This is a genomic window from Bosea sp. F3-2, assembly GCF_008253865.1.
GTDB lineage: Bacteria > Pseudomonadota > Alphaproteobacteria > Rhizobiales > Beijerinckiaceae > Allobosea.
This window is the reverse complement of the sequence record NZ_CP042331.1, coordinates 3,042,332-3,065,725: the sequence shown is the minus strand read 5'-3', so window position 1 is coordinate 3,065,725 and position 23,394 is coordinate 3,042,332. Positions and strand designations below refer to the sequence as shown.

Sequence of the window (23,394 nt, the reverse complement as noted above, 5' to 3'; positions counted from 1 at the left end):
ATCGTGGATCGCCGCGGTCTCTTGGCGGCGGGCGCGGGTTTCTGCCTGGCTCCCGCTGCTTTGGCGCGTCCGTCCTTGCCCGGCGACGCGCCGGGTTACGACATGCGCGAGCTCAGCGCCGTGCCCAACGAGCCTGCCATCGGTCGCCGCTACTGGTCTCCGGGGTTGAACGAAGGCTACATTCCGCAGGGTCTGACGGTCTATCGGGACGAGATCCTGATCGCGGCGTACCGCAGCACCGAGCGTGATCAGGACAATGGCCCGTCCCAGCTCTTTCGCCTGTCCCGCACCGATGGGCGCCTGCTCGGCAGTTTCGCCTTGCCGGCGACCTACGGCCATCCGGGCGGCCTCGCCATGGTCGAGGACACGTTGTTCGTTACCAATTCGGGACGTCTGCTCGCACTCGATTTCAGGGAATCCTGCCGCAGCGGCGAATGTGTGCCGCTGAAGGAGGCGCGCGTCGACAAGGCCATGGGGCCTTCCTTCCTTGCCGCGTCGGGCGACAGGCTCTGGTTCGGTCCCTTCCGCCGCGAGGGCACGCCCAGCCTCCATGCCGTGCCGGTCGCCCGGGTGCTGTCCGAGAGCGAGGCGACGATCAGCCTGGCGGATGCGGAGACGACGATCCCATTGCCGCTCTTCGCGCAGGGCGCGACCTTCGGCGATGAGGGGAGCATCTGGATATCGCAGAGCGCCGGCAATCGGCCCGCATTCCTGTCGAGGCTCGACAGCCGCACCGGCGCCCTCCTGGCGCATTACGCGGCTCCGGGCGGGATCGAAGACCTCGGCCATGCGCCGGACGGCAAGCTCTGGGCGGTCAGCGAGGCGGGGACGCAGCGCTGGAACCGCTGGAGCACCTTCTATCCCGTCGTTTTCGAGATCGACCCCGCGAAACTGGTCGTCGCCTGATCAGCCTTGACCGGGCCCTTGCGGCGGCCGGGACCAGGGACCGCGCGCCACCGTCTCCTCGACCATGGTCGGCAGATCCTGACGCTCGGCGAGCTTGGGCGGGTGTGGCGGCATCTCCGGCATGCGCCCGCCTGCGGTCTCGATCAGCGCCTGCACGCGCTTGGTGACGGAAGGGTGGGTCGAGAACAGATCGGCGAAATCGTCGGGGTCGTTCTCGAAGCACATGTCCATCAGGCCGGAGGGAATGCCCTCGATGTCGGCCCGGCCGGAGATCTTAAGCAGGGCGGAGATCATTGCATCCGGGTTCTTGGTCAGCTCGACCGCTCCGGCATCGGCCAGATATTCGCGCGACCGCGACAGCGACAGCCGGATCAGCACAGCCAGGAACCAGGAGATCGCGATCACCGCGACGCCGACGATGATCGCCAGCCCGTTGCCTTTCTTGGAATCATCCGACGAAACCCTGATCCGGCTGCGGCCGAAGCCGCGGAACACGATCTCGCCGATGAAGGAGATCACGCCGGCGATCACCACCGCGACCACCATCAGCCGGACGTCGCCATTGCGGATATGGGTCAGCTCATGCGCCAGCACGGCTTCGACCTCCGCGTCGTTGAGCTGGGCCAGGAGCCCGCTGGTGACGCTGACCGTGAACTGCTTGTCGTTGACGCCGCTGGCGAAGGCGTTGAGCGCGTCGCTCTCGATGATCGCGAGCTTCGGCATCGTCAGGCCCCGCGAGATGCAGAGATTCTCCAGCATCCGGTAGAGCTTCGGATTTTCCGCCTGGGTGATGCCCTTGGCGCCCGTCACGGCGCCGATCAGCGCGACGTTCATGCGGAAGCCGATGAAGACCCACAGCATCGTTGCCGCGGTGATCAAGGGGAACCAGGAGCGGAAGATGCGGTTCGCCTCGCCGAAGGCGGTGTGTCCGCGCGGCACGCCGCCATAGCCATAGGCGATCAGCAGCAGGCCCCAGGCGGTGAGGTAGACCAGCAGGAAGAGCCCGGCGATCAGGAGGTTGGACCTGATCCGGTTATTGCGCTGATGGGTATAGAGCCCGAAGGCCTGAGCCATCGCAGCCTCTCCCGGTTGCTTTAGGAAGACTCCGGGAACCTGCTACGTTTAACCGGAAACGTGCCGTCATTCCGGGCTTGACCCGGAATCCATCGTAGAGTGCCGGAGTCCTCCGATGGATTCCGGATCGGCGCGGCTTCGCCGCTTGTCCGGAATGACGGTGCTTTTCCGTGAAAGTGCAGCATGTTCTAGAACTTCACGCTGGGCGCGACCTCGATCTGGGCGCGCGTCTGTTCGCCGACATCGAAGAACTCGCGCTGGGTGAAGCCCATCTGCGGTGCGAACAGCACGGCCGGAAAGGCCTGGATCGCGGCGTTGAACTCGCTCACAGCATTATTGAAGAAGCGCCGCGCCGCTGCCAGCTTGTCCTCGACATTGCCGAGATCGACCTGAAGCTGCTGGAAATTCGCGCTAGCCTTGAGGTCGGGATAGGCCTCGCCCAACGCCAGCAATCGCCCAACGGCGCCGGAAAGCTGCTGCTCGGCGGCTGCCTTGTCGTGCACGCCGCTCGCGCCCTGCGCCGCGTTTCGGGCGGCGATCACCGCGTCGAGCGTCGATTTCTCGTGCGTCGCGTAGCCCTTCACCGTCTCGACGAGATTCGGGATCAGGTCATGCCGCTGCTTGAGCTGGACGTCGATGTCGGCGAAGGCCTGGTTGACGCGCTGCCGCATCGTGACGAGGCCGTTATAGGTCATGATCACATAGACGACGAGGGCCACGATCAGCCCCAGAATGACCCAGCCCATGCAAAGCTCCCCTTGTGCCGGCCGTAGAGTGTGCTGCGAAAAAGTGGCAACGGCTTTTCGCCTAAAGCATGCTCTAAACTTCTAGAATCGATCACGCTTCCTGCGATTGGATGATTTCATCCAATCGCAGCGTGATTTGAGCCCGCACACTGGCACGGCCGGGGACCTCGGGAAAGCGCCAGAAAGCTTGCTCTGACGGCCGGAGTGGATTACATCGCCCTTGTCCGAAGGGCCGTGATCGATCATGCGCCGGGGGCGGTCTTCGAGACCTGCTCCCGTTTCGTGCTGGAAACGGGCTCTTTGGATACGGATCGAACCGGCGGCATGGCGCCTCCGGCCCCGATGCACCGGGGCGGGATTCCTCCGAGAGGAGAAGTCGACGGCAGCGACCCGGACCGCAACACCAACCACGGCGCCTATGCCGGACATCCGCGGGATACGCGGCCGGCTCCTAGGAGATTACATGTCTGCAGTTGAGAGCTACAGCGCGGGTCGCGAGGATTTCGCCGCCCTTCTCGAAGAGTCCTTCGCCCGCAACGAGGCGATGGAAGGTACCGTCATCAAGGGCAAGGTCGTCGCCATCGAGAAGGATATGGCGATCATCGACGTCGGCCTGAAGACGGAAGGGCGCGTCGCGCTCAAGGAATTCACCGGCCCCGGCCGTGACCAGGAGATCGGCGTCGGCGATGAGGTCGAGGTCTATCTCGACCGGATCGAGAACGCGCTCGGCGAAGCCGTCATCTCGCGCGACAAGGCTCGCCGCGAAGAGAGCTGGGTCAAGCTCGAGAAGGCCTTCGAGGCCCGCGAGAAGGTCACCGGCATGATCTTCAACACCGTCAAGGGCGGCTACACGGTCGACCTCGACGGCGCCGTGGCCTTCCTGCCGCGTTCGCAGGTCGACATCCGTCCGATCCGCGACGTCGGCCCGCTGATGGGCCAGCCGCAGCCCTTCGAGATCCTCAAGATGGATCGTCGCCGCGGCAACATCGTCGTGTCGCGCCGCACCGTCCTCGAAGAGACTCGCGCCGAGGCTCGTTCCGAGCTCGTCGCCTCGCTCGAAGAGGGTCAGGTCATCGACGGCGTCGTCAAGAACATCACCGAGTACGGTGCGTTCGTTGACCTCGGCGGCATCGACGGCCTGCTGCACGTCACCGACATGGCGTGGCGCCGCGTGAACCATCCGTCCGAGGTCGTGACCATCGGCCAGACGGTCAAGGTCAAGATCATCAAGATCAACCAGGACACGCACCGCATCTCGCTCGGCATCAAGCAGCTGCTGGCCGATCCGTGGGATGGCATCGCCGAGCGTTACCCGGTCGGCACCCGTCTCAAGGGCCGCGTGACCAACATCACGGACTACGGCGCGTTCGTCGAAGTGGAGCCGGGCATCGAAGGCCTGATCCACGTCTCCGAGATGTCCTGGACCAAGAAGAACGTTCACCCCGGCAAGATCGTCTCGACCTCCCAGGAAGTCGATGTCGCGATCCTCGAGGTCGATCCGGTCAAGCGTCGCATCTCGCTCGGCCTCAAGCAGACCCTGCGCAACCCGTGGGAGCTGTTCGCGGAGCAGCACCCGGCTGGTTCGACGGTCGAGGGCGAGGTCAAGAACAAGACCGAGTTCGGTCTGTTCCTGGGCCTGGAAGGCGACATCGACGGCATGATCCACCTCTCGGACCTCGACTGGAACCGTCCGGGCGAGCAGGTCATCGAGGAGTACAAGAAGGGCGACATCCTGCAGGCTGTCGTTCTCGATGTGGACGTCGAGAAGGAGCGTATCTCGCTCGGCCTGAAGCAGCTCGGCGGCGATCCCTTCGTGGATGCCGGCGAGTTCAAGAAGGGCCAGATCGTCACCTGCGAGGTGGTCGAGGTCAAGGAGTCGGGTCTCGACGTCAAGATCGCCGACACCGACATGATGACCTTCATCAAGCGCGCCGAGCTGGCTCGCGATCGCTCCGAGCAGCGCCCTGAGCGCTTCGCGGCCGGCGAGCGCATCGACGCCCGCGTCGTGCTCTTCGACAAGAAGGCCCGCAAGATCCAGGTCTCGATCAAGGCCCTGGAGATGGCCGAGGAGAAGGAGGCGATCGCCCAGTTCGGTTCGTCCGACTCCGGCGCCTCGCTCGGCGACATCCTGGGTGCGGCCCTCAAGAAGGCCAACACCGAGAAGAAGTGAGGCTTCGGCCGCTTCGAGCGGCCGGCCTTCGAATTCAGCCCGCGCGGAGAAATCCGCGCGGGCTTTTGTTTCGAACCATCCCCCGTCATTCCGGGGCGCGGCGAAGCCGCGGGCCCGGAACCCATGAACTCCGTGCTTGTCGAGAAGGCGGCAGCGTTGCCGCTTTCTCATCTCGACCTGTGTCCATGGGTTCCGGGCTCTTCGCTTCGCGAAGCCCCGGAATGACGGTGGCGTTTCCACAACAATGAGGAGCCCCGCCATGACCCCCGCCGCCATCGGCATCGACTTCGGCACCACCAACAGCGTCGTCGCGCTGGCGGGAGCGGATGGCTCGGTCATGACACGCTCCTTCGCCACCAAGCAGGGTGCGGTCGATGCCTATCGCTCGGCGCTGATGTTCTGGCGCGAGGGGCGCCCGCCCGAGACCCGCATCACCCATGTCAGCGGTCCCGACGCCCTCGACATGGCGCTGGGCATGACGACCGAGCACCGCTTCCTGCAGTCGCTCAAGACCCATCTCTCCAGTCGCGCCTTCCAGGAGACCCGGCTGTTCGGCAAGCTCTTCGGGCTTGAGGATCTGATCGGTGTCTTCCTCACGGACCTCACGACCGGTGTTGCAGGCCATGACGCACTGCCGCTGGTTTCCGGCCGCCCGGTCGTCTTCGCTGGCGAACGGCCGGACGAGGAGCTCGCGGTTGGCCGCCTGAAGGCCTCCTACGGCAAGGCCGGGATGAGCCAAGTCGACTTCGCCTATGAGCCGCTCGGCGCCGCCTACTGGTATGCGCGCGACCTGAAGGAGCCGCAGACCATGCTGGTCGCCGACTTCGGCGGCGGCACCAGCGACTTTTCGGTGATGCGCTTCGAGCCCGGCGCGCATGGCCGGCTTGACGCCGTCCCGCTCTCCCATGCCGGTGTCGGCGTCGCCGGCGATACCTTCGACTACCGCATCATCGAGCACGCCGTCTCGCCGGCGCTCGGCAAGGGCACGGATTACCGCTCCTTCGGCAAGCTCCTGCCGGTCCCGGCGCATTACCACGCCGCCTTCGCGCAATGGCACAAGCTCTCGCTGATGAAGAGCCGCGAGACCATGGCCGAGCTCAACGCCCTGATCCGCGAGGCGGTCGAGCCGGCCAAGCTCGAAGACCTGCTGACGGTGATCGAATACGACCTCGGCTATGAGCTCTATCGCGCTGTTTCGGCCGCCAAGGTCGCGCTCTCGGATAGCGAGACCGCGACGCTCAAATTCAGCCAGATGGGCGTCGTCATCGAGAAATCGATCCGCCGGACCGATTTCGAGCGCTGGATCGCCGAGGATGTCGGCGCGATCGAAGCCGCACTCGACCGGGCCCTGGCGGAGGCCGGTCTCGGCGGTGATCGCATCGAGGCGGTCTTCATGACCGGCGGAACCTCCTATGTTCCGGCGGTGCGTAGCCTGTTCGACAGGCGTTTCGGTGCCGGGAAGGTGCATATCGGCGATGCCTTCCGCTCGGTCGCGAGTGGCCTCGCGCTGCTCGCGCTCGACCGGGCGCGCGTCTCGGTCGCGGCCTGAAGGCGAGCTCGTGCCTTGCCCGCCCGACATGGCGGGTCTACATCACGGACCCGCTGACGTCAGGAGTACCCAATGTCGTCCGATGCCGACTTGCTCGCAGATCGCCGCAGCCTGCGGCGCAAGCTGACGCTCTGGCGTGTGCTTGCCGTGCTCGGTGTGGTCGTCGCCGCGGTGGTCGGCGGCCTCGCCTGGAAAGGCGATAGCTCGGTGAGCCTGTCGAGCGCGCATATCGCGCGCGTCACCGTCTCCGGCTTCATCTCCGGCGATCGCCGCACGCTCGACCTGATCAAGTCGGTCGAGGACAGCAGTGCCGTTTCGGCCGTCGTGCTCAGGGTCGACAGCCCTGGCGGCACCACTTCGGGTTCGGAGGCGCTCCATACGGCGCTACGCAAGCTCGCGGCCAAGAAGCCGATGGTCAGCGTGGTCGACGGCGTCGCTGCCTCCGGCGGTTACATCGCCGCCATGGGCGCGGATCGCATTGTCGCACGGCAGACCTCGCTCGTCGGCTCGATCGGCGTGCTCTTCCAGTTCCCCAATGTCTCGCATCTGCTCGATACGGTCGGCGTCAAGGTCGAATCGATCAAGTCGAGCCCGCTCAAGGCCGCGCCGAGCGGCTTCGAGCCGACCTCTCCAGAGGCGCGCGAGGCGCTCCAGCGCGTCGTCGACGACAATTACGCCTGGTTCAAGCAGATGGTGCGCGACCGCCGCCACCTCGCCGACGGCGAGCTGGCGACCGTCTCGGACGGGCGGGTCCATTCCGGTCGCCAGGCGCTGGGGCTGAAGCTGGTCGACCAGATCGGCGGCGAGACCGAGGCCATCGCCTGGCTTGAGCGCGAGAAGGGCGTTGCCAAGGATCTCAAGGTGCGCGACTGGCGTCGCCGCAGCGAATCCTCCTCCTTTGGCCTCTGGAGCCTGGCCGAGGCGATGGCGCGTGGCGCGGGGCTGGAGGCCCTGGCCGCGACGATCGCACGGGCAGCGGACCAGCCGGTCGGCTTGCGGCTTGACGCGCCCTTGGCGCTCTGGCAGCCTGCCGCTGAAAAATGATGTTGATACAAATGGTTATACTCCGGCGATGATTAAGTCCGAACTCGTTCAGCGGATCGCTGATCAGAACACCCACCTCTATCAGCGCGACATCGAGAACATCGTCTCGGCCATCCTGGACGAGGTCGTGAAGGCGCTCGCTCGCGGCGACAGGGTGGAGCTGCGTGGCTTCGGCGCTTTTTCGCGCAAGGCGCGCTCCGCCCGCGTCGGCCGCAACCCCCGCACAGGTGATGCGGTGGAGGTCGAGGAGAAGTTCGTCCCCGTCTTCAAGACGGGCAAGGAGCTGCGGCTGCGCCTCAACGGCAAGTCTTAGAGGCCGTTCCTGCAGGCACGGAGAACGCGATGAAGGCCTTTCTGAAGGCATTGGTGCTGGTTCCGGTCGCGCTGCTGATCGTGCTGTTTTCGGTGGCGAACCGCGCGCCGGTGCGGGTTTCGCTCGATCCTTTCAGCCGCGACCTGCCGACGCTCTCCTATGAGCTGCCGCTCTTCGCGGTGGTGCTGGCGGCGATCGCCGTCGGTGTCCTCGTTGGCGGCCTGGCGTCCTGGATCGCCCAGGGCAAGCATCGCAAGGCCGCGCGCCGCAACCGTCGCGAGGTCGAGGTTCTGCGCTCCGAGACGCAGGCCCTGCGCTCCGCCGTTCCTGATTCTGCCCTGCCGGCTCTGACCAGCGGACGTAATTGATGCGCCTTTTCGATGTGGCCGAGATCGACGCGGCCCTGAGCTATCCTGCCCTGATCAATATTCTCGACGACGCCTTCCGCAGCGACGTCATCGCCCCCAAGCGTGGCCAGTACGCGATCGAACGCCCGGGCGAGGAAAACGCCATCCTGCTGACCATGCCGGCCTGGAGCGGACCGGACGTCGACAAGCCCTATATCGGCACGAAGATCGTCTCGGTCTTCTTCGGCAACGGGCGCCGCAACCTGCCCGGCGTCATGGGCGCCTATCTGCTGATGGATGGCGAAACCGGCGCGCCGCTCGCGGTGATGGATGGCAACCGCCTGACGACCTGGCGCACCGCCGCGGCCTCGGCCCTGGCTTCGCGCTACATGTCCAATCCGGAAGCCAGCCGCATGCTGATGGTCGGGGCCGGCGCGCTTTCCCCTTTCATCATCAAGGCGCACCGCTCGGTCCGGCCGCTGACCGAGATCGCGATCTGGGCCCGCCGTCTGGAAGCCGCCGAGGCTGTCGTCGCCGAACTGGCGAAGGACGGCATCGAGGCCCGCGCCACTGCCGATCTCGAAGGCGAGGCGCGCACTGCCGACATCATCTCCTGCGCCACCAATGCGACCGAGCCGCTGATCCACGGCCATTGGCTGAAGCGCGAGGCGCATCTCGACCTGATCGGCGGCTTCACCATGCAGATGCGCGAGGCCGATGCGGATGCGCTGCACCGCGCCCGTGTCGTGGTCGATTCCAGCAAGGCGATCGACGAGGGTGGCGATGTCGCCGTCGCGATCGCGGAGGGCAGCTACAGCGCCGACAAGATTGCCGGCACCCTCGCCGATCTCTGCCATGGCAGGATCGCCGGCCAGATCGAGGGCGGCGGCATCACGCTGTTCAAGTCGGTGGGCGTCGCGCTCGAGGACCTGGCCGCGGCCGTCGCGGTCTGGGAGAACCGGTAGGCGCCGGTTCGCCGCGGCCGCAGGCGGAGAAAGTCTGGAGAGCCTGTCATGGCCGTGTCGATCGAGTTGACCGATGAGGAGCGCGGCTATGTCGCGCGCGTCGCCGGAATGAAGCCGGGCTTTCTGCCGACGCTGCTGAGCTATCTGCCCTATTTCGCGCCGGTTGCCCTGTTCGGCTTCTATGGCGTCGCCATCGGAGATCTGACGGCGGTTGTGCTCGCCTTCCTCTGCCTGCTGGGGCTGAATCTCTGGTGGATTCATGGTCAGAGCGGGCCCACGGCGCTGTTCCTGGCGATCTGCACCAAGATCATCGCCGCGAGCAAGGCGCAAGAGCAGCCCCCGCAATAGCCGCGGGGCGGCGTCAGGCGACCGGCGCGCCGCCAATGGCGCCGAGCAGCCACAGGATCAGCACGATGACCAGCACGAGGCCGAGCACGCCGCCGAGGCCGGCTGGCCCGTAGGTGCGGTGGCCGTAATACCCGCCACCGCCAAGCAGCAGGATGATGAGCAGGACGATCAGGACGGTGGACATGGCAATCTCCCGTAAATCGGCGTCCTTGCAGGGCGCGGTCTAGCGGGAAACGCCGGCCGGAAACGGTTGGTTCCGAGGAGGGACCCTGGGGACTATTCGGCCTTGATGCCGGCATCCCGGATCAGGTCGCCCCATTTCTTCATCTCGGATTGCAGGAAGCTGGCCGTTTCCGCCTGGCTCCAGCCGGCGGGTTCGGCGGCGAGCAGGTCCATCTTCGACCTGACGGCCGGGTCGGCGATGGCGGCCTTGGTGTCGGCCTGGATCTTCGCGATGATCGCCGGCGGCGTCTTGGCCGGAGCGAACAGCGCGAACCAGGAGGAGACGTCGAAGCCGGGCACTGTCTCGGCGATCGGTGGAAACTCGGGTGCAGTCGGCGCACGCTTGGCCGTGGTGATGCCGAGCCCACGGATCGTGCCCGCCCGGACATGCGGCAGCGCCTGCGGAATATTGTCGAAGATCAGGTCGATGCGCCCGGTCATCAGATCCTGCGCTGCCTGGGCCGTGCCGCGATAGGGCACATGCACCATCTTGGTGCCTGTAAGCTTCTGGAAGAGCTCGCCCGAGAGGTGCACGGAGGTGCCGATGCCGGAGGAGCCATAGGTCAGCTTGCCCGGATTGGCCTTGGCATAGGCGACGAGCTCCGCGACATCCTTCACCGGCAGCTGGTTGGAGACGACGAGCAGGTTCGGCACCATCGCGACCATGGTGATCGGCGCGAGATCCTTGACCGGGTCGTAGTTCAGCTTGGCGTAGAGATACTGGTTGGTCGCCAGGCCGACAGAGACGATCAGGAAGGTGTCGCCATTGGGTTCGGCCTTGGCGACGGCGTCCGTGCCGATATTGCCGCCGGCTCCGGCACGGTTCTCGACGACGACGTTGGTGCCCCAGGCCTGGCCGAGCTTGTCGGCGACGAGGCGGCCGAGCACGTCCGTCGCACCGGCCGGCGGGAAGGGGACGACGAGCTTGATCACCCGCCCTTGCGGCCAAGGTTGCTGGCCGAGGCCGGTGGTGGGCGCCGCAAGCAGCGCTCCCGTGCCGGCGAGAAGCGCCCGGCGGTCGATCTGAACCGTCATCGATGATCCTCCCTAAGAGGGCGCGCTGCGTCGCCTGTCCGCAAGGCTGCAATTCGCCGCGCCGCTTGTCCAGTCATCGCGCTTGACCGCCATGAAGGCGCGCGACGATTCTGCCGCCATGCGCAACACCTCCCGAATCGCCGCCCTTCTCGCATCGCTGGCCCTGCTGCCAACCGCCGGCCTCGCACAGTCGACCGCCGAGCAGGAGGCGAAGACGCGGGCTGCCAACATCGCTGCCTATCCTGACGCCGCCCGCGCGCTCTTCGGCCAGAAGACGACGCCGGCGAGCATGCAGGCGCGCGCCATCGGCAATTACGCACGCGGCTGCCTTGCCGGCGCCGAGGCGCTGCCGATCGACGGGCCGAGCTGGCAGGTGATGCGGCTCAACCGCAACCGCAACTGGGGCCATCCGGTCCTGATCGACTATCTGGAGAAGCTCGCCCGCGATGTGCCGCGCATCACCGGCTGGCCGGGCCTTCTCGTCGGCGACATGTCGCAGCCACGCGGCGGCCCGATGGTCACCGGCCACGCCTCGCACCAGATCGGGCTCGATGCCGATGTCTGGCTGACGCCGATGCCGAAGGGCCGGCTCGACCGTGAGGAGCGCGAGAACATGTCGGCGGTCAACATGGCCCGAGCCGACTGGCGCGACGTCGATCCGCGCAACTGGACCCCGGCCCATACCCGGCTGATCAAGGCCGTCGCCGCCGAACCCCGCGTCGAGCGCATCTTCGTCAATCCGGCGCTCAAGGTCGCGCTTTGCCGCGAAGCGGGCGCGGACAAGAGCTGGCTGGAGAAGGTGCGGCCGATCTGGGGCCACAACTATCACTTCCACATCCGCATGGCCTGCCCGGCCGGCATGGCGAGCTGCCAGGGCCAGGAGCCGCCGAATTTCGGCGATGGCTGCGGTTCGGAGCTGAGCGGCTGGGTCGAGCGCCAGTATCAGGCGATCTTCCATCCGCCCGAGCCCAAGCCGGGTCCGAAGCCCAAGCCCAAGCCGCCGATGTCGCTCGATGCCCTGCCGCCGGAATGCCGGCAGGTGCTGGTGGCGCGGTAGATGTGAGCAGGCAGGATTTTACACGGAACCAGGCCGTCATTCCGGGGCGGGCCGCAGGCCCGAGCCCGGAATCCATGAACACGACAGCCCACCGAGAAGGCGCCGATCCGACGAGTCTTCTCGCCTGATCTCGTGTTCATGGGTTCCGGGCTCTTCGCTGACGCGAAGCCCCGGAATGACTGCGGCGGTTCCGGCGGATGTCTCGACAGTTGTCTACACCGCCTAGCGCCTCCGCTGCACGCGCCCCGAGCTATAGGCGAAGGGGTCGTGCTCGGGGCTGATCGGCAGCGCCTCTTCGGAGCCCTGCTGGTCGACGACGCCGGAGCCGCCGCCATCGCCGAGGACGGCCTCCTCCTCCGAGGGCTCGACGGCGCCGGGCAGGGCGAGCGGCCCGCGCGCTTCGCTTGGCAAGGGCTGCGGCTGGAAGCCTGGGCGCCCCTGCCGCTGGCGCGCGTCATACTGCTCCAGGAAGCGCTGCTGCGCGTCGAGGCTGTGATCCTGGCCCCGCCCGTAGTTGGCGACCGGATAGCCGCCCTGCACCGCGCCGGGCGGGCGCAGGCCATCGCTCGGCTGGCGCAGCAGAGGTCCGCCGGCATAGGCCGTGGCGGCTGGCGCGCTGCCGCGCGGAGACGCCGGTGCATTCTGCGCCGAGGAATAGGGCCGGGCCGGGTCCGGTGGCGGCAGGTTGTAGTTCGGCGTGTATTTGATGATCGGCTTGCAGATATGCCGGCCCTTGGCATGGCGGGCTAGGTCGATGTGGAGGTGGTCGTAGTGCATCGGATCGGCACCCGGGCCGAGCACAGTGCCGAAATAGGTGCAGGCGCCGACGAAGATCTCGCGCAGGAAGTTCTGTTCCTCGGGCGAGCCGCGCCAGCCGTCCTTGACCGTGACGACGCGGTTATCATTCAGCCGGAAGGAGAAGACGTCGACGGCATTGCCATAGGCGTGCTCCGAGGTGCGCGTCGTATAGGTGCCGTTGTTCATCGCGCGGCAGGAATAGGAACCGGCGCGGATCTCGATCACCTGCGCGCCGAGAATGTTCATCGCGGCGGGCTGCACGACCTCCGCGAACCATTGGTCGGTGGTCGCCACGACCGGGCAGGCGAGCAGGGCCGGGCTCGTCAGGCTGACGCTGCCGCTCTGCAGGGCCGTGACCTTCAGCGGCTGCTGCATGCCGCAGATTCCGGGGCCGTCGATCGCCTTGCCGCGCAGGCTGACATAGCTTGAGAGCTGCACCTGGCCGGAGGCCATGCAGGTTGCTTCCGCCTGGTCGCGCCAGGGAGCGCGCTGGGGCTTCTGGAACTTGCCGCAGCCGGCCAGGCCGGCAACGCCGACCAGACCAAGTGCGATGAGGGCGAGTTTTGCGCGTCGCATACCCATCAAATGCGAAGCGTTTGGTGAACGGTTTCTCAACCGACTGCGCCCCGGCCGCCACAGCCGGATTAACTTTGACGGGGTGGTGAACCGGCCCTTAATCCGGGTCGGACGCGCGTTAACCGCAGGTCCCGAGCGCGACCTGACAGGAGCTCTCAGTCGCAGTGAAGATCAGCCGGCGAAGCCCGGTGAGAAACGTGGCGCCGACAAGGCGAGGGGTGTGAGGAGACGGCTCCGTGGCGTTTTGTCTTTCGAGATATCCCCAAATCTAATCAATGCTTTAAGCAACTTTTAAGGATGATCTAGCCTGCGCCGCCGCGCCGCCACGGTCTCGCCCCCTTGCGGCCCCCGTCAGTTCTGCTAGCTTTCGCGACAGGTCAATGACAGGAGGAGGGTGTGATGAGTGTCACGCTACGTCTCGACCGATGGATCATGGGTGCGGCCTTCGTGTTCATGATGGCGATCGTTCTGGGAGCGTTCTGACGGGGTCAGTCTCGAAGTCGCTAGGACCACAAGAGCCATGAATTGCAGCGCCGCCGGGAAATCCCGGCGGCGCTTTTGTTTCGATGCAGCTTCTGTTTCGATGCGGAGTGTCGCTCGCTGCGCCTCAGCTTTCGGGGCAGGGTGTTTCGGTGATCTGCCAGGACATCATGTTCACGACCCGTCCGCAGGTCGCCAGCCGGCGGCCCTGAGTTGTCCGGATGCAGGAGTTCGATCCTTCCGCGATCTTGCGGCCGTCGTTCCAGCAGAAGCAGAGCGGTTCCGGTGCCTGGGCGAGACGCGGCGGGTCAAGCGCGATGGCCGGCTCGCCAGCGGCGGCGGCTTCGCTGATGAGCAGCAGCACGGCGAGCGCGAGCAGCCAGCTCAACGCCCTGTGTCGGTGAGGCCTTGGTCCGGATCCGGTCATGGGCTCTCTCCATGCGCCTCGCATGGCGAGGCGGCTCAGGAGTTTACCACGCTCGCCCGATCGCGACGAATAATTATGCACTGATTTGAAAGAGTAAGAGATTTCAGTCTGTTAGCCGGAAGGGGCCTTGCGTGGAATGCGATCGCTCTCCATATTCGGCGCCTGTGGGCCCATGGTGGGCTCCGGGAGGAACAATGTCTCTGATTTCGCTCGCCCGTCGTGGACGTGCCGTCGCCCTGGTCGTCGGGGCCCTGATGCTCGTGCCGCTCGTCGCCGAAGCCCGTCCGGGCGGCGGCCGCAGCTCGGGCAGCCGCGGATCGTTCACCAACAGCGCGCCGCCTGCGACCAACACCACGCCGGGTGGCGCCCAGACCTTCCAGCGCACGACGCCTTCGCCGTCGCCGTCCTATGCCGGTCCCTCGGCGGGCGCCGCCGCGGCCCAGGCCGCTCGTCCGTCCTTCGCCCGCAACATGATGATGGGCATCGGCGCGGGCCTGCTCGGCGCCGGTCTGTTCGGCCTGCTTTCCGGCTCGGGCTTCTTCGGCGGCCTGGCCTCGCTCGCCGGTATGCTCGGCTTCGTGCTGCAGCTCGCGCTGATCGCCGGCATCGTGATGCTCGCCATCCGCTTCTTCCGCCGCCGTTCCGAGCCGCAGCTCGCCGGTGCGGGCGCGCCCTATGCCCGCCAGGGCTATGACGCGCCGCAGCCCGCGGCAGCCGGCATGGGCGGCTTCGGCGGGGGCGCGGCTGCTGCCGCTGCGCAGCCCCAGCCGGTCGAGCTCTCTGGCGAGGACTTCAACAGCTTCGAGCGCCTGCTCGGGGAGATCAATACCGCGTATTCGAACGAGGACGAGGCCGGCCTGCGCCAGCGCACCACCCCGGAGATGTTCGGCTATTTCGACGAGGATCTGACGGCGAACGTCCGCCGCGGCGTCGCCGACCGCGTCTCCGACGTCAAGCTGCTGCAGGGCGACCTGTCGCAGGCCTGGCGCGAGGGCGACAGCGACTACGCCACTGTCGCGATGCGCTTCAGCCTGGTCAACGCGCTCTACGACCGCAAGAGCGGCCAGGTCGTCGAGGGCAACCCGACGCAGACCCAGGAGGTCAAGGAATACTGGACCTTCCTGCGCGAGCGCGGCGGCGCTTGGAAGCTCTCGGGCATCCAGCAGGCGGCCTGACCCGCCATATCGCAAGGAACAGAACGGCCGGGGCAACCCGGCCGTTTTGCGTTCCCCGGCTTTCGGGTGGCTGCTGGCGGAAACCCGCCTATTGCGATAGTGGCCAAGCAATGGTGCCTTTGCTGCAGAACGAGTCCGGAGCCCATCTTCCATGAGTGACATGCGTCTTGTCGTCGTCGGAGCCGCCGGGCGCATGGGCCGGATGCTGATCCGCGCCATCGATCAGGCAGAGGGCTGCCGGCTGGTAGGGGCCATCGAGCGGCCGGGCTCCGCCGTCATCGGCGCGGATGCAGGTGTGCTGGCCGGCGTGCCGTCGCTCGGCGTCACCGTGACGAGCGATGCAGCCGCCGCCTTCGCCGCAGCGGATGGCGTGCTCGATTTCACCGCGCCGGATGCGACGATCGCTTTCGCCGATCTCGCCGCTGAGGCCGGTATCCTGCATGTCGTCGGCACGACCGGGCTGGAGCCCGCGCATCTCGCCCGGCTGACTGAGGCCGCCCGCCGTACCCCGATCATCCGCTCCGGCAATATGAGCCTCGGCGTCAACCTGCTGGCGGCGTTGGTGCGCAAGGTTGCCGCGACGCTGGGCACGGAGTGGGACATCGAGATCGTAGAAATGCATCATCGCATGAAGGTCGATGCTCCCTCCGGCACCGCCGTGCTGTTGGGTGAGGCGGCGGCGCAGGGGCGCGCCGTCGATCTGGCGCAGCATCGCGTCGCCGTGCGCGACGGCATCACCGGCGCGCGCGAGCCTGGCACGATCGGTTTTGCCGCCCTGCGCGGCGGCACGGTCGTCGGCGACCACAAGGTGATCTTCGCCGGCGCGGGTGAGCGCCTCGAGCTTGCCCATGTCGCCGAGGATCGCAGCCTGTTCGCGCAGGGGGCGGTCAAGGCTGCGCTCTGGGGTAGGGGGCGGGGGGCTGGCCTCTATTCCATGGCCGATGTGCTCGGCCTCGACACGCTCTGACCATGACCCGCCTCGTTGTCGCGCCGGGCGTTGTCCACTGGCCGGGCCGGTTGGCACCGATGGAGCAGGCAGCGCTGCTGGCGGAGCTGCGCGCGGTCGCCCGCAAGGCGCCGTTCTTCCAGCCGCGCATGCCGAAGACGGGCAAGCCCTTCTCGGTGCGGATGACCAATTGCGGCCCGCTCGGCTGGGTCTCGGACGAGCGCGGCTATCGCTATCAGCCGGAACATCCGGAGACGGGCGAGCCCTGGCCGATCATGCCGGCGCCCTTGCTCGATCTCTGGAATGAGTTGTCCGGCTATCCCCATCCGCCGGAGGCCTGCCTCGTCAACTTCTATGCCAGTGGCGCGAAGATGGGGCTGCATCAGGACCGCGACGAGCAGGAGTTCGATGCCCCGGTCCTCTCGGTCTCGCTCGGCGATGCGGCGATCTTCCGCATGGGCGGGACGGAGCGCGGCGGCAAGACCATCTCGCTGAAGCTCGCCTCCGGCGACGTGCTGCTCTTCGGCGGCGAGGCGCGGTTGGCCTATCACGGCATCGACCGCATCCTCGCGGGCTCCTCGACGCTGCTGCCGGAAGGCGGGCGGATCAATCTGACGCTCAGGCGCGTGACGAAACCCTGAGTTCGGACCCTGGAGCATGCCGTGTTTTGACGGAACCACGGCGTCATTCCGGGGCTTCGCGTCAGCGAAGAGCCCGGAACCCAGAATCGATGCCGTTTCCACAAAAAACGCGGTCGAGCCGTCCGTCAAATTCATGAAGGCATCGGTTCTGGGTTCCGGGCTCAGGCCTTCGGCCTGCCCCGGAATGACGGTGTGATTCCGTGTAAAATCTGCACGCGCTATAGCTTCCCGGGCAGGCTCGGGAATGCCCAGCCGCGCAGCAGCGAGCCGGCCCGTAGGCCGAAGCCGGCGGTCAGGCCGCCCAGCATGACGACCGCGGTCGGCAGGCCGAGCCCGACCAGCAGCGCGGTGACGGCCGCCCCGCCGGTCGCCGCGGTGACATAGAAATCGCGGCTCCAGAGCACCATCGGCCTGTCGCCCGCCAGAATGTCGCGCAGGATGCCGCCGAAACTTGCGGTCATGGCCCCGAGCGCCACGGCGGAAAGGACCGGCGCGCCGGCCGAAAGGCCCTTGAACGTGCCGATGACGGCGAAAAGCGAGAGCCCGGCCGCGTCGGCCCAGATCAGCACCTTGCGGCCAGCCCAGCCTTCGAGGAGGCCGGGCCGGAAATAGGCCGTCGCCCAGGCGCCGAGCGCCACCAGCGCGCAGACCGCGACATCGGACGGGTCGTTCACCCAGAAGGCGCTGTTCCCGAGCAGAACGTCGCGCAACGTGCCGCCGCCGACCCCGGTGACGGTCGCCAGCAGGATGAAGCCGAAAGGGTCCATCCCCTTGCGGGCCGCGACGATCGCGCCGGTCAGCGCGAAGATGGCGACGCCCGCTGCTTCGAACACGGCGTCAGTGCTTGGGCGCGTCGTCGGCCGGCGGTTCCGCAGCCTTCGGCGCGCCGGCGGAGACGCCGACCAGCGCCGGGCGCAGGACGCGCTCGCCGATCTTGTAGCCGACCTGAACAACCTTCGAGACCAGCCCCTTGGCGATCGAGGCGTCGGGCGCCTCGAACATTGCCTGGTGCAGGTTCGGGTCGAACTTCTCGCCCTGCGGGTCGATCCGGCGTACGCCGTGACGTTCCAGCGTCTTCAGCAGCTCGCGCTCGGTCAGCTCGACGCCTTCCTGCAGCGCCTTCGCGGCAGCGTCGGCGGCCTTCAGGGCTCCCTCCGGCACGCTTTCCAACGCGCGCCGCAGATTGTCCGAGGAGCCGAGCATGTCGCGCGCGAAGCTCGTCACCGCATAGGCCTTGGCATCGGCGATCTCGCGCTCGGTGCGGCGGCGCAGGTTCTCCATCTCGGCGAGGGTGCGCAGCAGCTTGTCCTTGAGGTCGTCGCGCTCGGCCTGGAGCTTCGTGACCAGGGCTTCGGTGCCCTCGGTGGCCGCGGCCTGCTCGGGTGCATCGGCCGCGGCTTCGAGATTGGCGTCTTGCGTCGCAGGGTTCTGCGTCATCGTGTCTTCAGGTCCCTTTGTCTGGCTGGCTGCGCCGCTCCTTGCAGAGCCGGGGCCGGTCATACCGGGGCGCAGCCGCGTTCGTGCCGGATATCGGCCTTATAGCCTGTTAAATCAAGCGCGGGCTGGTACTTTCGCCTTGGCAGGTGCCGGCTTCTCGGCCTCGAGCTTGAAGACGTCGAGCAGCGCCTTGCGGATGGAGAGCTGCCGTCCGGTCGAGACGATCTTCGCATGGGTCAGGTCGGTGACGTAGAACACGTCGACCGCCTTCTCCCCGAAGGTCGCGATATGGGCCGAGGCGATATTGAGGTTGAGCTTTCCGATCGCGGTGGTGAGGTCGTAGAGCAGACCCGGCCGGTCGAGGCCGGAGACCTCGAGCACGGTGTGGCGCGTCGAGAGCACATTGTCGATGATGACCTCGGGCTGCACCTGGAAGGTCTGGCCGCGCGGCGGCGGCGCACGACGCTGGGCCACCAGATCGGCGATCTTGATCTCGCCCTTGAGCGCGCGCTCGATCGCGGCCGCGATCCGCTCGGCGCGGCGCAGCTCGTCGTCGTCGCGGTCGAAGGCACGCGAAACCGAGATCGTGTCGAGCACCAGCCCGTCGCTGGTGGTGAAGATCTGGGCGTCGACGATATTGCCGCCGGCCGCCGCGCAGGCCCCGGTGACGATGGCAAGCAGGCGCGGATGGTCGGGCGCCAGCACCGTGAGCTCGGTCACCCCGCGGAACTTGTCCGTCTCGACGATGGTTGCGGTCGTGCGCCCTGCCTGCTCGGCCTCGCGCAGGAAGCGGGCGTGCTTCTCCTGCCGGTCGGGATCGACCTTGATCCAGTAGGCCGGGTAGTGGCGCGCGATATAGGCGTCGCGCTCCTCGCCGCTCCAATCCGCAAGGCGCTGGCGTAGCGCGTCCTGCTTCATGGTGACGCGCGCCTTGCGCTCGACGGCCGAATGGCCGCCCGCCAGCACGAGCTCGGTCTCGTAATAGAGCGTGCGCAGCAGCTGGCCCTTCCAGCCGTTCCAGACGCCGGGCCCGACCGCCTTGATGTCGGCCACGGTGAGGACGAGCAGCAGCTTCAGCCGCTCCAGCGTCTGCACCGTCGCGGCGAAGCTCTCGATCGTCTTGGGGTCGCCGAGATCGCGGCTCTGCGCCACGGTCGACATGTCGAGATGGTGCTCGACCAGCCAGGCCACGGTCTCGGTCTGCGCGCTGGTCAGGCCGAAGCGCGGGCCGAGCTTGCGGGCGATGCGGGCGCCGGCGAGCGAGTGGTCCTCCGGCCGGCCCTTGGCGATGTCGTGCAGGAACAGGGCGACATAGAGCGCGCGCCGGTTGGCGATGGTCGGCATGATGTCGTTGGCGAGCGGGTGTTCCGCCTCGAGCACGCCGGCATCGATTTCGGCCAGCACGCCGATCGCCCGGATCAGATGCTCGTCCACCGTGTAGTGATGGTACATGTTGAACTGCATCATCGCCACGACCCGGCCGAAATCCGGGATGAAGCGACCGAGCAGGCCGGATTCGTTCATGCGACGCAGCACCACCTCCGGCGATCGCCGGGCGGTGAGGATTTCGAGGAAGATGCGGTTGGCTTCCGGATCGTTGCGCAGGCCCGGCGTCACCAGCCTGAGCGACTGCGTTACGAGACGGCTCGCATCGGGGTGGATGGCGAGATCCTCGCGGCTCGCGATCTCATAGAGCCTGAGCAGATTGACCGGATCGCGCTCGAAGGCGCTGTCGTCGACGATGTTGAGGCGCTGGCTCGTCAGCTTGAAGTCGCGATGACCGAGCGAGCGTTCGCGCTTGCGCTTCGCCAGGGTGTCGAAAAGCCGGGAGAGCGTCGCGCGCGGCTTCTGCTGGCGCGCTTCCAGTGCGGCGCAGACGATGGCCGTGAGGTCGCCGACATCCTTGGCGATCAGGAAGTAGGCCTTCATGAAGCGCTCGACGGGGGCCTGGCCGCTGCGGCCGACATAGCCGATCGCGGCGGCGACCTGGCGCTGCAGGTCGAAGGAGAGCCGCTCCTCGGCGCGCCCGGTGATGAAATGCAGCCAGCAGCGGACGCGCCAGAGGAATTCCTCCGAGCGCTGGAACATCTGCAGCTCGTCCTTGTCGAAGAGACCGGCTGCGACCAGCTCGCGCACGTCATGGACGCGGTAGGAGTATTTGGCGATCCAGAACAGCGTGTTGAGGTCGCGTAAGCCGCCCTTGCCGTCCTTGACATTGGGCTCGACGAGATAGCGCGACGCGCCGGCCCGTTGCACCCGCGTCTCGCGCTCGGCGAGCTTGGCCTCGGTGAAGGCGGCAGCCGTGCCTTCGACCACCTCGGCCTCGAAGCGGCGGGTCATCTCGTCGAACAGCGCCCGGTCGCCGACCAGGAAGCGCGCTTCGAGTAGGGCGGTGCGGATCGTCATGTCCGCTCGCGCCTCGCGCACGCAATCGTCGATCGAGCGCACGGAATGGCCGACCTTCAGCTTCAGGTCCCAGAGCGGATAGAGCATGGATTCGACCACGCTCTCGCCCCAGGCCGTCTGCTTGTGCGGGAAGAGGAATAGCAGATCGACGTCGGAGCCCGGCGCCAGCGTGCCGCGGCCGTAGCCGCCGACGGCGACGACCGCGATCCGCTCCGATTGCGAGGGGTTGTCGGCCGGGTAGAAATACGAGGTCGCGGCCTTGTGCAGCCCGATGACGACGGCATCCATCACGGCCGAGAGCCGGTGCGCGCAGGCGAGCCCGCCGCGCGGGCCCGTCAGGATCGCCTTGGCCGAGACCCGGCCGTCGTCGAGCAGCTGCCGCAGCGCCGCCACCAGCAGCTGCCGCTTCTCTGTCTTGCTCTGCCGTCGGACAGTCTCGAACAGCCTCGCAATGCCCGCCTCCGGATCGTGCAACATGTCGGGGAGGGCAAGCGCGGGCGCTGTGGAGGAGGCTGTCACGTGGGCACGATTCCGTCGTCTGCTGTTGTTCTAGAGCATCCTGCTCTCAGGTTGAACCGCCACGCTGGCGATGCGCGCTCTTCCCCTCCCCACAAGGGGGAGGGGTTTGCGCCGCGCCAGCCCGAGCCTCAGGATTCTAGCTCAAAGCACAATGCTCTGGCACGCGTGGAAAGGGGCGAGAGAATTAAATTCAACAGTCAGTGTACGGTAATTATGGAATTGCCGTTCAATCTCGTGTTGTTTGACATACAGAACGATTGGACCTAAAAAGAGGATACGCGCCGATTTGAGCCACCAGCTTGCGGGCGCGAAATAAGTGCAGCTAAAGCGTGGGGCCAAGGACGCCACCCGTCCCGATCCCTCGCGTCGTCGAACAGAGGGATCGTCCAATGACCAGCATCACCCGCCGCCTCGCCCTTGCCGCCTTCGCTGCGGCGTCGTTCGCCGCGCCCGCCTTCGCGCAGCAGGCGCCGAAGGAAATCCGGCTCGACTATGCCACCTATAACCCCGTCAGCCTGGTGCTGAAGGAGCGCGGCGTTCTGGAGAAAGCGCTCGATGCCGACGGAATCAAGGTCCGCTGGGTGCTATCAGCCGGATCGAACAAGGCGCTCGAATTCCTCAACGCCGGCTCGATCGATTTCGGCTCGACTGCCGGCGCCGCCGCGCTGATCGGCAAGATCAACGGCAATCCGATCAAGTCGGTCTATGTCTACTCCCGCCCCGAATGGACGGCGCTGGTCACCGGCGCCAAGAGCGATATCACCAAGGCCGCCGATCTCAAGGGCAAGCGCGTCGCCGTCACCCGCGGCACGGATCCGCATATTTTCCTGGTGCGCGCGCTCGCCGATGCCAAGCTGACCGAGAAGGACGTCAAGCTCGTCCTCCTCCAGCACGCCGATGGCCGGCTCGCGCTGGAGCGCGGCGATGTCGAGGCCTGGGCCGGGCTCGATCCGCTGATGGCGGCGGCCGAGGTTGAGAGCGGCGCGAAGCTGTTCTACCGCAAGGCCGAGGACAATACCTGGGGCATCCTCAATGTCCGGGAAGCCTTCGCCAGGGAGAACCCGGCGCTGGTGCGCAAGGTGATCGCCGCCTATGAGCAGGCGAGGGCCTATGCGCTCGCCAACCCGGCCGAGCTGAAGAAGGTGCTGGTCGAGTACACCAAGCTCTCCGAGCCGGTGATCGAACGCCAGCTCACCCGCACCGAGCTCACCCATTCCGCCATCGGCCAGGCACAGATCGACAGCATCACCGCTGCCGGCAACGCGCTGAAGGAGGCGGGCGTGCTGCCGGCTGCGACCGATGTGAAGGCGGCGGTGGATTCGCTGGTCGACCGCGGCTTCATCGCCACCAACTGACGGTAGCGGCCCGGCGATGAGCGTTCTGGAGGTCGAAGCCGCGGTCGAGACACGGGAAGGGCGGTCGGCCGCCCCCCGCCGCGCCTATGGCCTCGCGGTTGCCGGCTTCGTGCTGCCGGTCGGGCTCGCCATCCTGTGGGAATGGCTGGTCGCCGCCGGCATCGCCAACGGTCGGCTGATGCCGCCGCCCAGCGTCGTCGGCCGCACGCTCTGGAGCCTTGCCGCCTCGGGCGAGGTCCTGACCCATGCCAGCGCGACGCTCTGGCGGGTCGGGGCAGGCTTCGGCCTCGGCGCTCTGGCCGGCACGCTGCTCGGCGCCGTGACGGGAGCGCTGCCCGTCGCCCGCAGCCTGCTCGACCCGACCCTGCAGGCGCTGAGGGCGATCCCCTCGATCGCCTGGGTGCCGCTCTTCATCCTCTGGCTCGGCATCTTCGAGGCCTCGAAGGTGGCGCTGATTGCGGTCGGCGTCTTCTTCCCGGTCTATCTCGGCGTCGCCGCGGCGATCCAGGGCATCGACCGCAAGATCGTCGAGGTCGGGCGGGTCTTCCGGCTGTCGCGGCTTGCCATGGTCCGCCGGGTTCTGCTGCCGGCGATCCTGCCGAGCTGGATCACCGCGCTGCGCGCCGGCCTCGGCCTCGGCTTCATGTTCGTCGTCGCTGCCGAGATCATGGGGGCGAGCGAGGGGCTCGGCTATCTGCTCGTGGACGGCCAGCAGCTCGGCCGTCCCGACACCATCATCGCGGCCATCATCAGCTTCGCCGTGCTCGGCAAGCTGGCGGACGGGCTGCTCGTCGCCATCACGCGGCCCTTCCTCCTTTGGCAGGATACGGCGCACGACAAGCTCTGAAGGCTTATCCC

The 23,394-nt window shown here is 67.0% G+C and carries 23 protein-coding genes; 14 read left to right on the top strand and 9 right to left on the bottom strand.

The features are described 5' to 3' along the window. The first annotated feature begins 102 nt into the window (after positions 1–102). Entirely contained in the window at positions 103–906 is an 804-nt protein-coding gene (locus tag FQV39_RS14200) for an NHL repeat-containing protein (RefSeq protein ID WP_149130886.1), read from the top strand. On the opposite strand, the gene FQV39_RS14195 is transcribed toward FQV39_RS14200, so the two are convergent. Together FQV39_RS14195 and FQV39_RS14190 are read right to left on the bottom strand one after the other, a co-directional pair. After that, positions 907–1,980 carry a M48 family metallopeptidase gene (locus FQV39_RS14195; RefSeq protein ID WP_149130885.1) on the bottom strand — a complete coding sequence of 358 codons (1,074 nt, stop codon included), beginning with the start codon at positions 1,978–1,980 and terminating at the stop codon, positions 907–909. A 188-nt stretch (positions 1,981–2,168) separates the two neighbouring features. Further along, positions 2,169–2,726: a LemA family protein gene (locus tag FQV39_RS14190; protein WP_149130884.1), complete on the bottom strand. Its 558-nt coding sequence runs from the start codon at positions 2,724–2,726 to the stop codon at positions 2,169–2,171. Positions 2,727–3,189: 463 nt separating this feature from the next. On the opposite strand from FQV39_RS14190, the gene rpsA reads away from it, so the two are divergent. The 7 genes from rpsA (at position 3,190) to FQV39_RS14155 (ending at position 9,462) form a co-directional block, all read left to right on the top strand. After that, the gene (gene rpsA / locus FQV39_RS14185; protein WP_149130883.1) at positions 3,190–4,896 is read left to right on the top strand and encodes a 30S ribosomal protein S1; all 1,707 of its coding nucleotides are present in this window, start codon (positions 3,190–3,192) and stop codon (positions 4,894–4,896) included. A 259-nt stretch (positions 4,897–5,155) separates the two neighbouring features. Next, positions 5,156–6,445, top strand: coding sequence for an Hsp70 family protein (locus FQV39_RS14180; RefSeq protein WP_187640286.1), 1,290 nt, complete (start codon positions 5,156–5,158; stop codon positions 6,443–6,445). A gap of 72 nt (positions 6,446–6,517) precedes the next feature. Next, the gene (gene sppA, locus FQV39_RS14175) at positions 6,518–7,489 is read left to right on the top strand and encodes a signal peptide peptidase SppA (RefSeq protein WP_149130881.1); all 972 of its coding nucleotides are present in this window, start codon (positions 6,518–6,520) and stop codon (positions 7,487–7,489) included. 28 nt (positions 7,490–7,517) lie between these two features. Beyond that, on the top strand, positions 7,518–7,802 hold the full coding sequence (gene ihfB, locus FQV39_RS14170) for an integration host factor subunit beta (RefSeq protein WP_149133844.1): 285 nt from the start codon (positions 7,518–7,520) through the stop codon (positions 7,800–7,802). Positions 7,803–7,831: 29 nt separating this feature from the next. Further along, positions 7,832–8,170, top strand: a complete 339-nt coding sequence (locus FQV39_RS14165; RefSeq protein ID WP_149130880.1) for a LapA family protein — start codon at positions 7,832–7,834, stop codon at positions 8,168–8,170. Next, the gene (gene lhpI, locus FQV39_RS14160; protein ID WP_149130879.1) at positions 8,170–9,114 is read left to right on the top strand and encodes a bifunctional Delta(1)-pyrroline-2-carboxylate/Delta(1)-piperideine-2-carboxylate reductase; all 945 of its coding nucleotides are present in this window, start codon (positions 8,170–8,172) and stop codon (positions 9,112–9,114) included. Before FQV39_RS14165 ends, lhpI begins: the two co-directional genes overlap by 1 nt. A 48-nt stretch (positions 9,115–9,162) precedes the next feature. Next, positions 9,163–9,462 carry a hypothetical protein gene (locus FQV39_RS14155; RefSeq protein ID WP_149130878.1) on the top strand — a complete coding sequence of 100 codons (300 nt, stop codon included), beginning with the start codon at positions 9,163–9,165 and terminating at the stop codon, positions 9,460–9,462. Positions 9,463–9,475: 13 nt separating this feature from the next. On the opposite strand, the gene FQV39_RS14150 is transcribed toward FQV39_RS14155, so the two are convergent. After that, the gene (locus FQV39_RS14150; protein WP_149130877.1) at positions 9,476–9,646 is read right to left on the bottom strand and encodes a DUF3309 family protein; all 171 of its coding nucleotides are present in this window, start codon (positions 9,644–9,646) and stop codon (positions 9,476–9,478) included. A 92-nt stretch (positions 9,647–9,738) separates the two neighbouring features. Beyond that, on the bottom strand, positions 9,739–10,719 hold the full coding sequence (locus FQV39_RS14145) for a Bug family tripartite tricarboxylate transporter substrate binding protein (protein ID WP_149130876.1): 981 nt from the start codon (positions 10,717–10,719) through the stop codon (positions 9,739–9,741). A gap of 118 nt (positions 10,720–10,837) precedes the next feature. Between FQV39_RS14145 and mepA the strand changes: the two genes are divergently transcribed. Further along, a complete protein-coding gene (mepA, locus tag FQV39_RS14140) occupies positions 10,838–11,776 on the top strand; it encodes a penicillin-insensitive murein endopeptidase (RefSeq protein ID WP_149130875.1) in 939 nt (312 codons plus the stop codon). 222 nt (positions 11,777–11,998) lie between these two features. On the opposite strand, the gene FQV39_RS14135 is transcribed toward mepA, so the two are convergent. Then, entirely contained in the window at positions 11,999–13,156 is a 1,158-nt protein-coding gene (locus FQV39_RS14135) for an extensin-like domain-containing protein (RefSeq protein WP_149130874.1), read from the bottom strand. Positions 13,157–13,757: 601 nt separating this feature from the next. After that, positions 13,758–14,057: a hypothetical protein gene (locus tag FQV39_RS14130; RefSeq protein ID WP_149130873.1), complete on the bottom strand. Its 300-nt coding sequence runs from the start codon at positions 14,055–14,057 to the stop codon at positions 13,758–13,760. Between the two features lie 194 nt (positions 14,058–14,251). On the opposite strand from FQV39_RS14130, the gene FQV39_RS14125 reads away from it, so the two are divergent. The 3 genes from FQV39_RS14125 (at position 14,252) to FQV39_RS14115 (ending at position 16,819) form a co-directional block, all read left to right on the top strand. After that, the gene (locus FQV39_RS14125; RefSeq protein ID WP_149130872.1) at positions 14,252–15,232 is read left to right on the top strand and encodes a Tim44 domain-containing protein; all 981 of its coding nucleotides are present in this window, start codon (positions 14,252–14,254) and stop codon (positions 15,230–15,232) included. A 160-nt stretch (positions 15,233–15,392) separates the two neighbouring features. Next, positions 15,393–16,199, top strand: a complete 807-nt coding sequence (gene dapB, locus FQV39_RS14120; protein WP_149133843.1) for a 4-hydroxy-tetrahydrodipicolinate reductase — start codon at positions 15,393–15,395, stop codon at positions 16,197–16,199. A 2-nt stretch (positions 16,200–16,201) separates the two neighbouring features. Continuing rightward, positions 16,202–16,819, top strand: coding sequence for an alpha-ketoglutarate-dependent dioxygenase AlkB family protein (locus tag FQV39_RS14115; RefSeq protein WP_149130871.1), 618 nt, complete (start codon positions 16,202–16,204; stop codon positions 16,817–16,819). Positions 16,820–17,037: 218 nt separating this feature from the next. Here FQV39_RS14115 and FQV39_RS14110 read toward each other — a convergent pair whose 3' ends face one another. The 3 genes from FQV39_RS14110 to FQV39_RS14100 form a co-directional block, all read right to left on the bottom strand. Next, a complete protein-coding gene (locus tag FQV39_RS14110; protein WP_210251205.1) occupies positions 17,038–17,652 on the bottom strand; it encodes a trimeric intracellular cation channel family protein in 615 nt (204 codons plus the stop codon). Positions 17,653–17,656: 4 nt separating this feature from the next. Beyond that, positions 17,657–18,256: a nucleotide exchange factor GrpE gene (grpE, locus tag FQV39_RS14105; protein WP_149130870.1), complete on the bottom strand. Its 600-nt coding sequence runs from the start codon at positions 18,254–18,256 to the stop codon at positions 17,657–17,659. 114 nt (positions 18,257–18,370) lie between these two features. Continuing rightward, positions 18,371–21,139: a [protein-PII] uridylyltransferase gene (locus FQV39_RS14100; RefSeq protein ID WP_149133842.1), complete on the bottom strand. Its 2,769-nt coding sequence runs from the start codon at positions 21,137–21,139 to the stop codon at positions 18,371–18,373. 431 nt (positions 21,140–21,570) lie between these two features. On the opposite strand from FQV39_RS14100, the gene FQV39_RS14095 reads away from it, so the two are divergent. Next, on the top strand, positions 21,571–22,536 hold the full coding sequence (locus tag FQV39_RS14095) for an aliphatic sulfonate ABC transporter substrate-binding protein (protein ID WP_149130869.1): 966 nt from the start codon (positions 21,571–21,573) through the stop codon (positions 22,534–22,536). Positions 22,537–22,552: 16 nt separating this feature from the next. Beyond that, entirely contained in the window at positions 22,553–23,383 is an 831-nt protein-coding gene (locus tag FQV39_RS14090) for an ABC transporter permease (protein WP_149130868.1), read from the top strand. Positions 23,384–23,394: the final 11 nt, after the last annotated feature.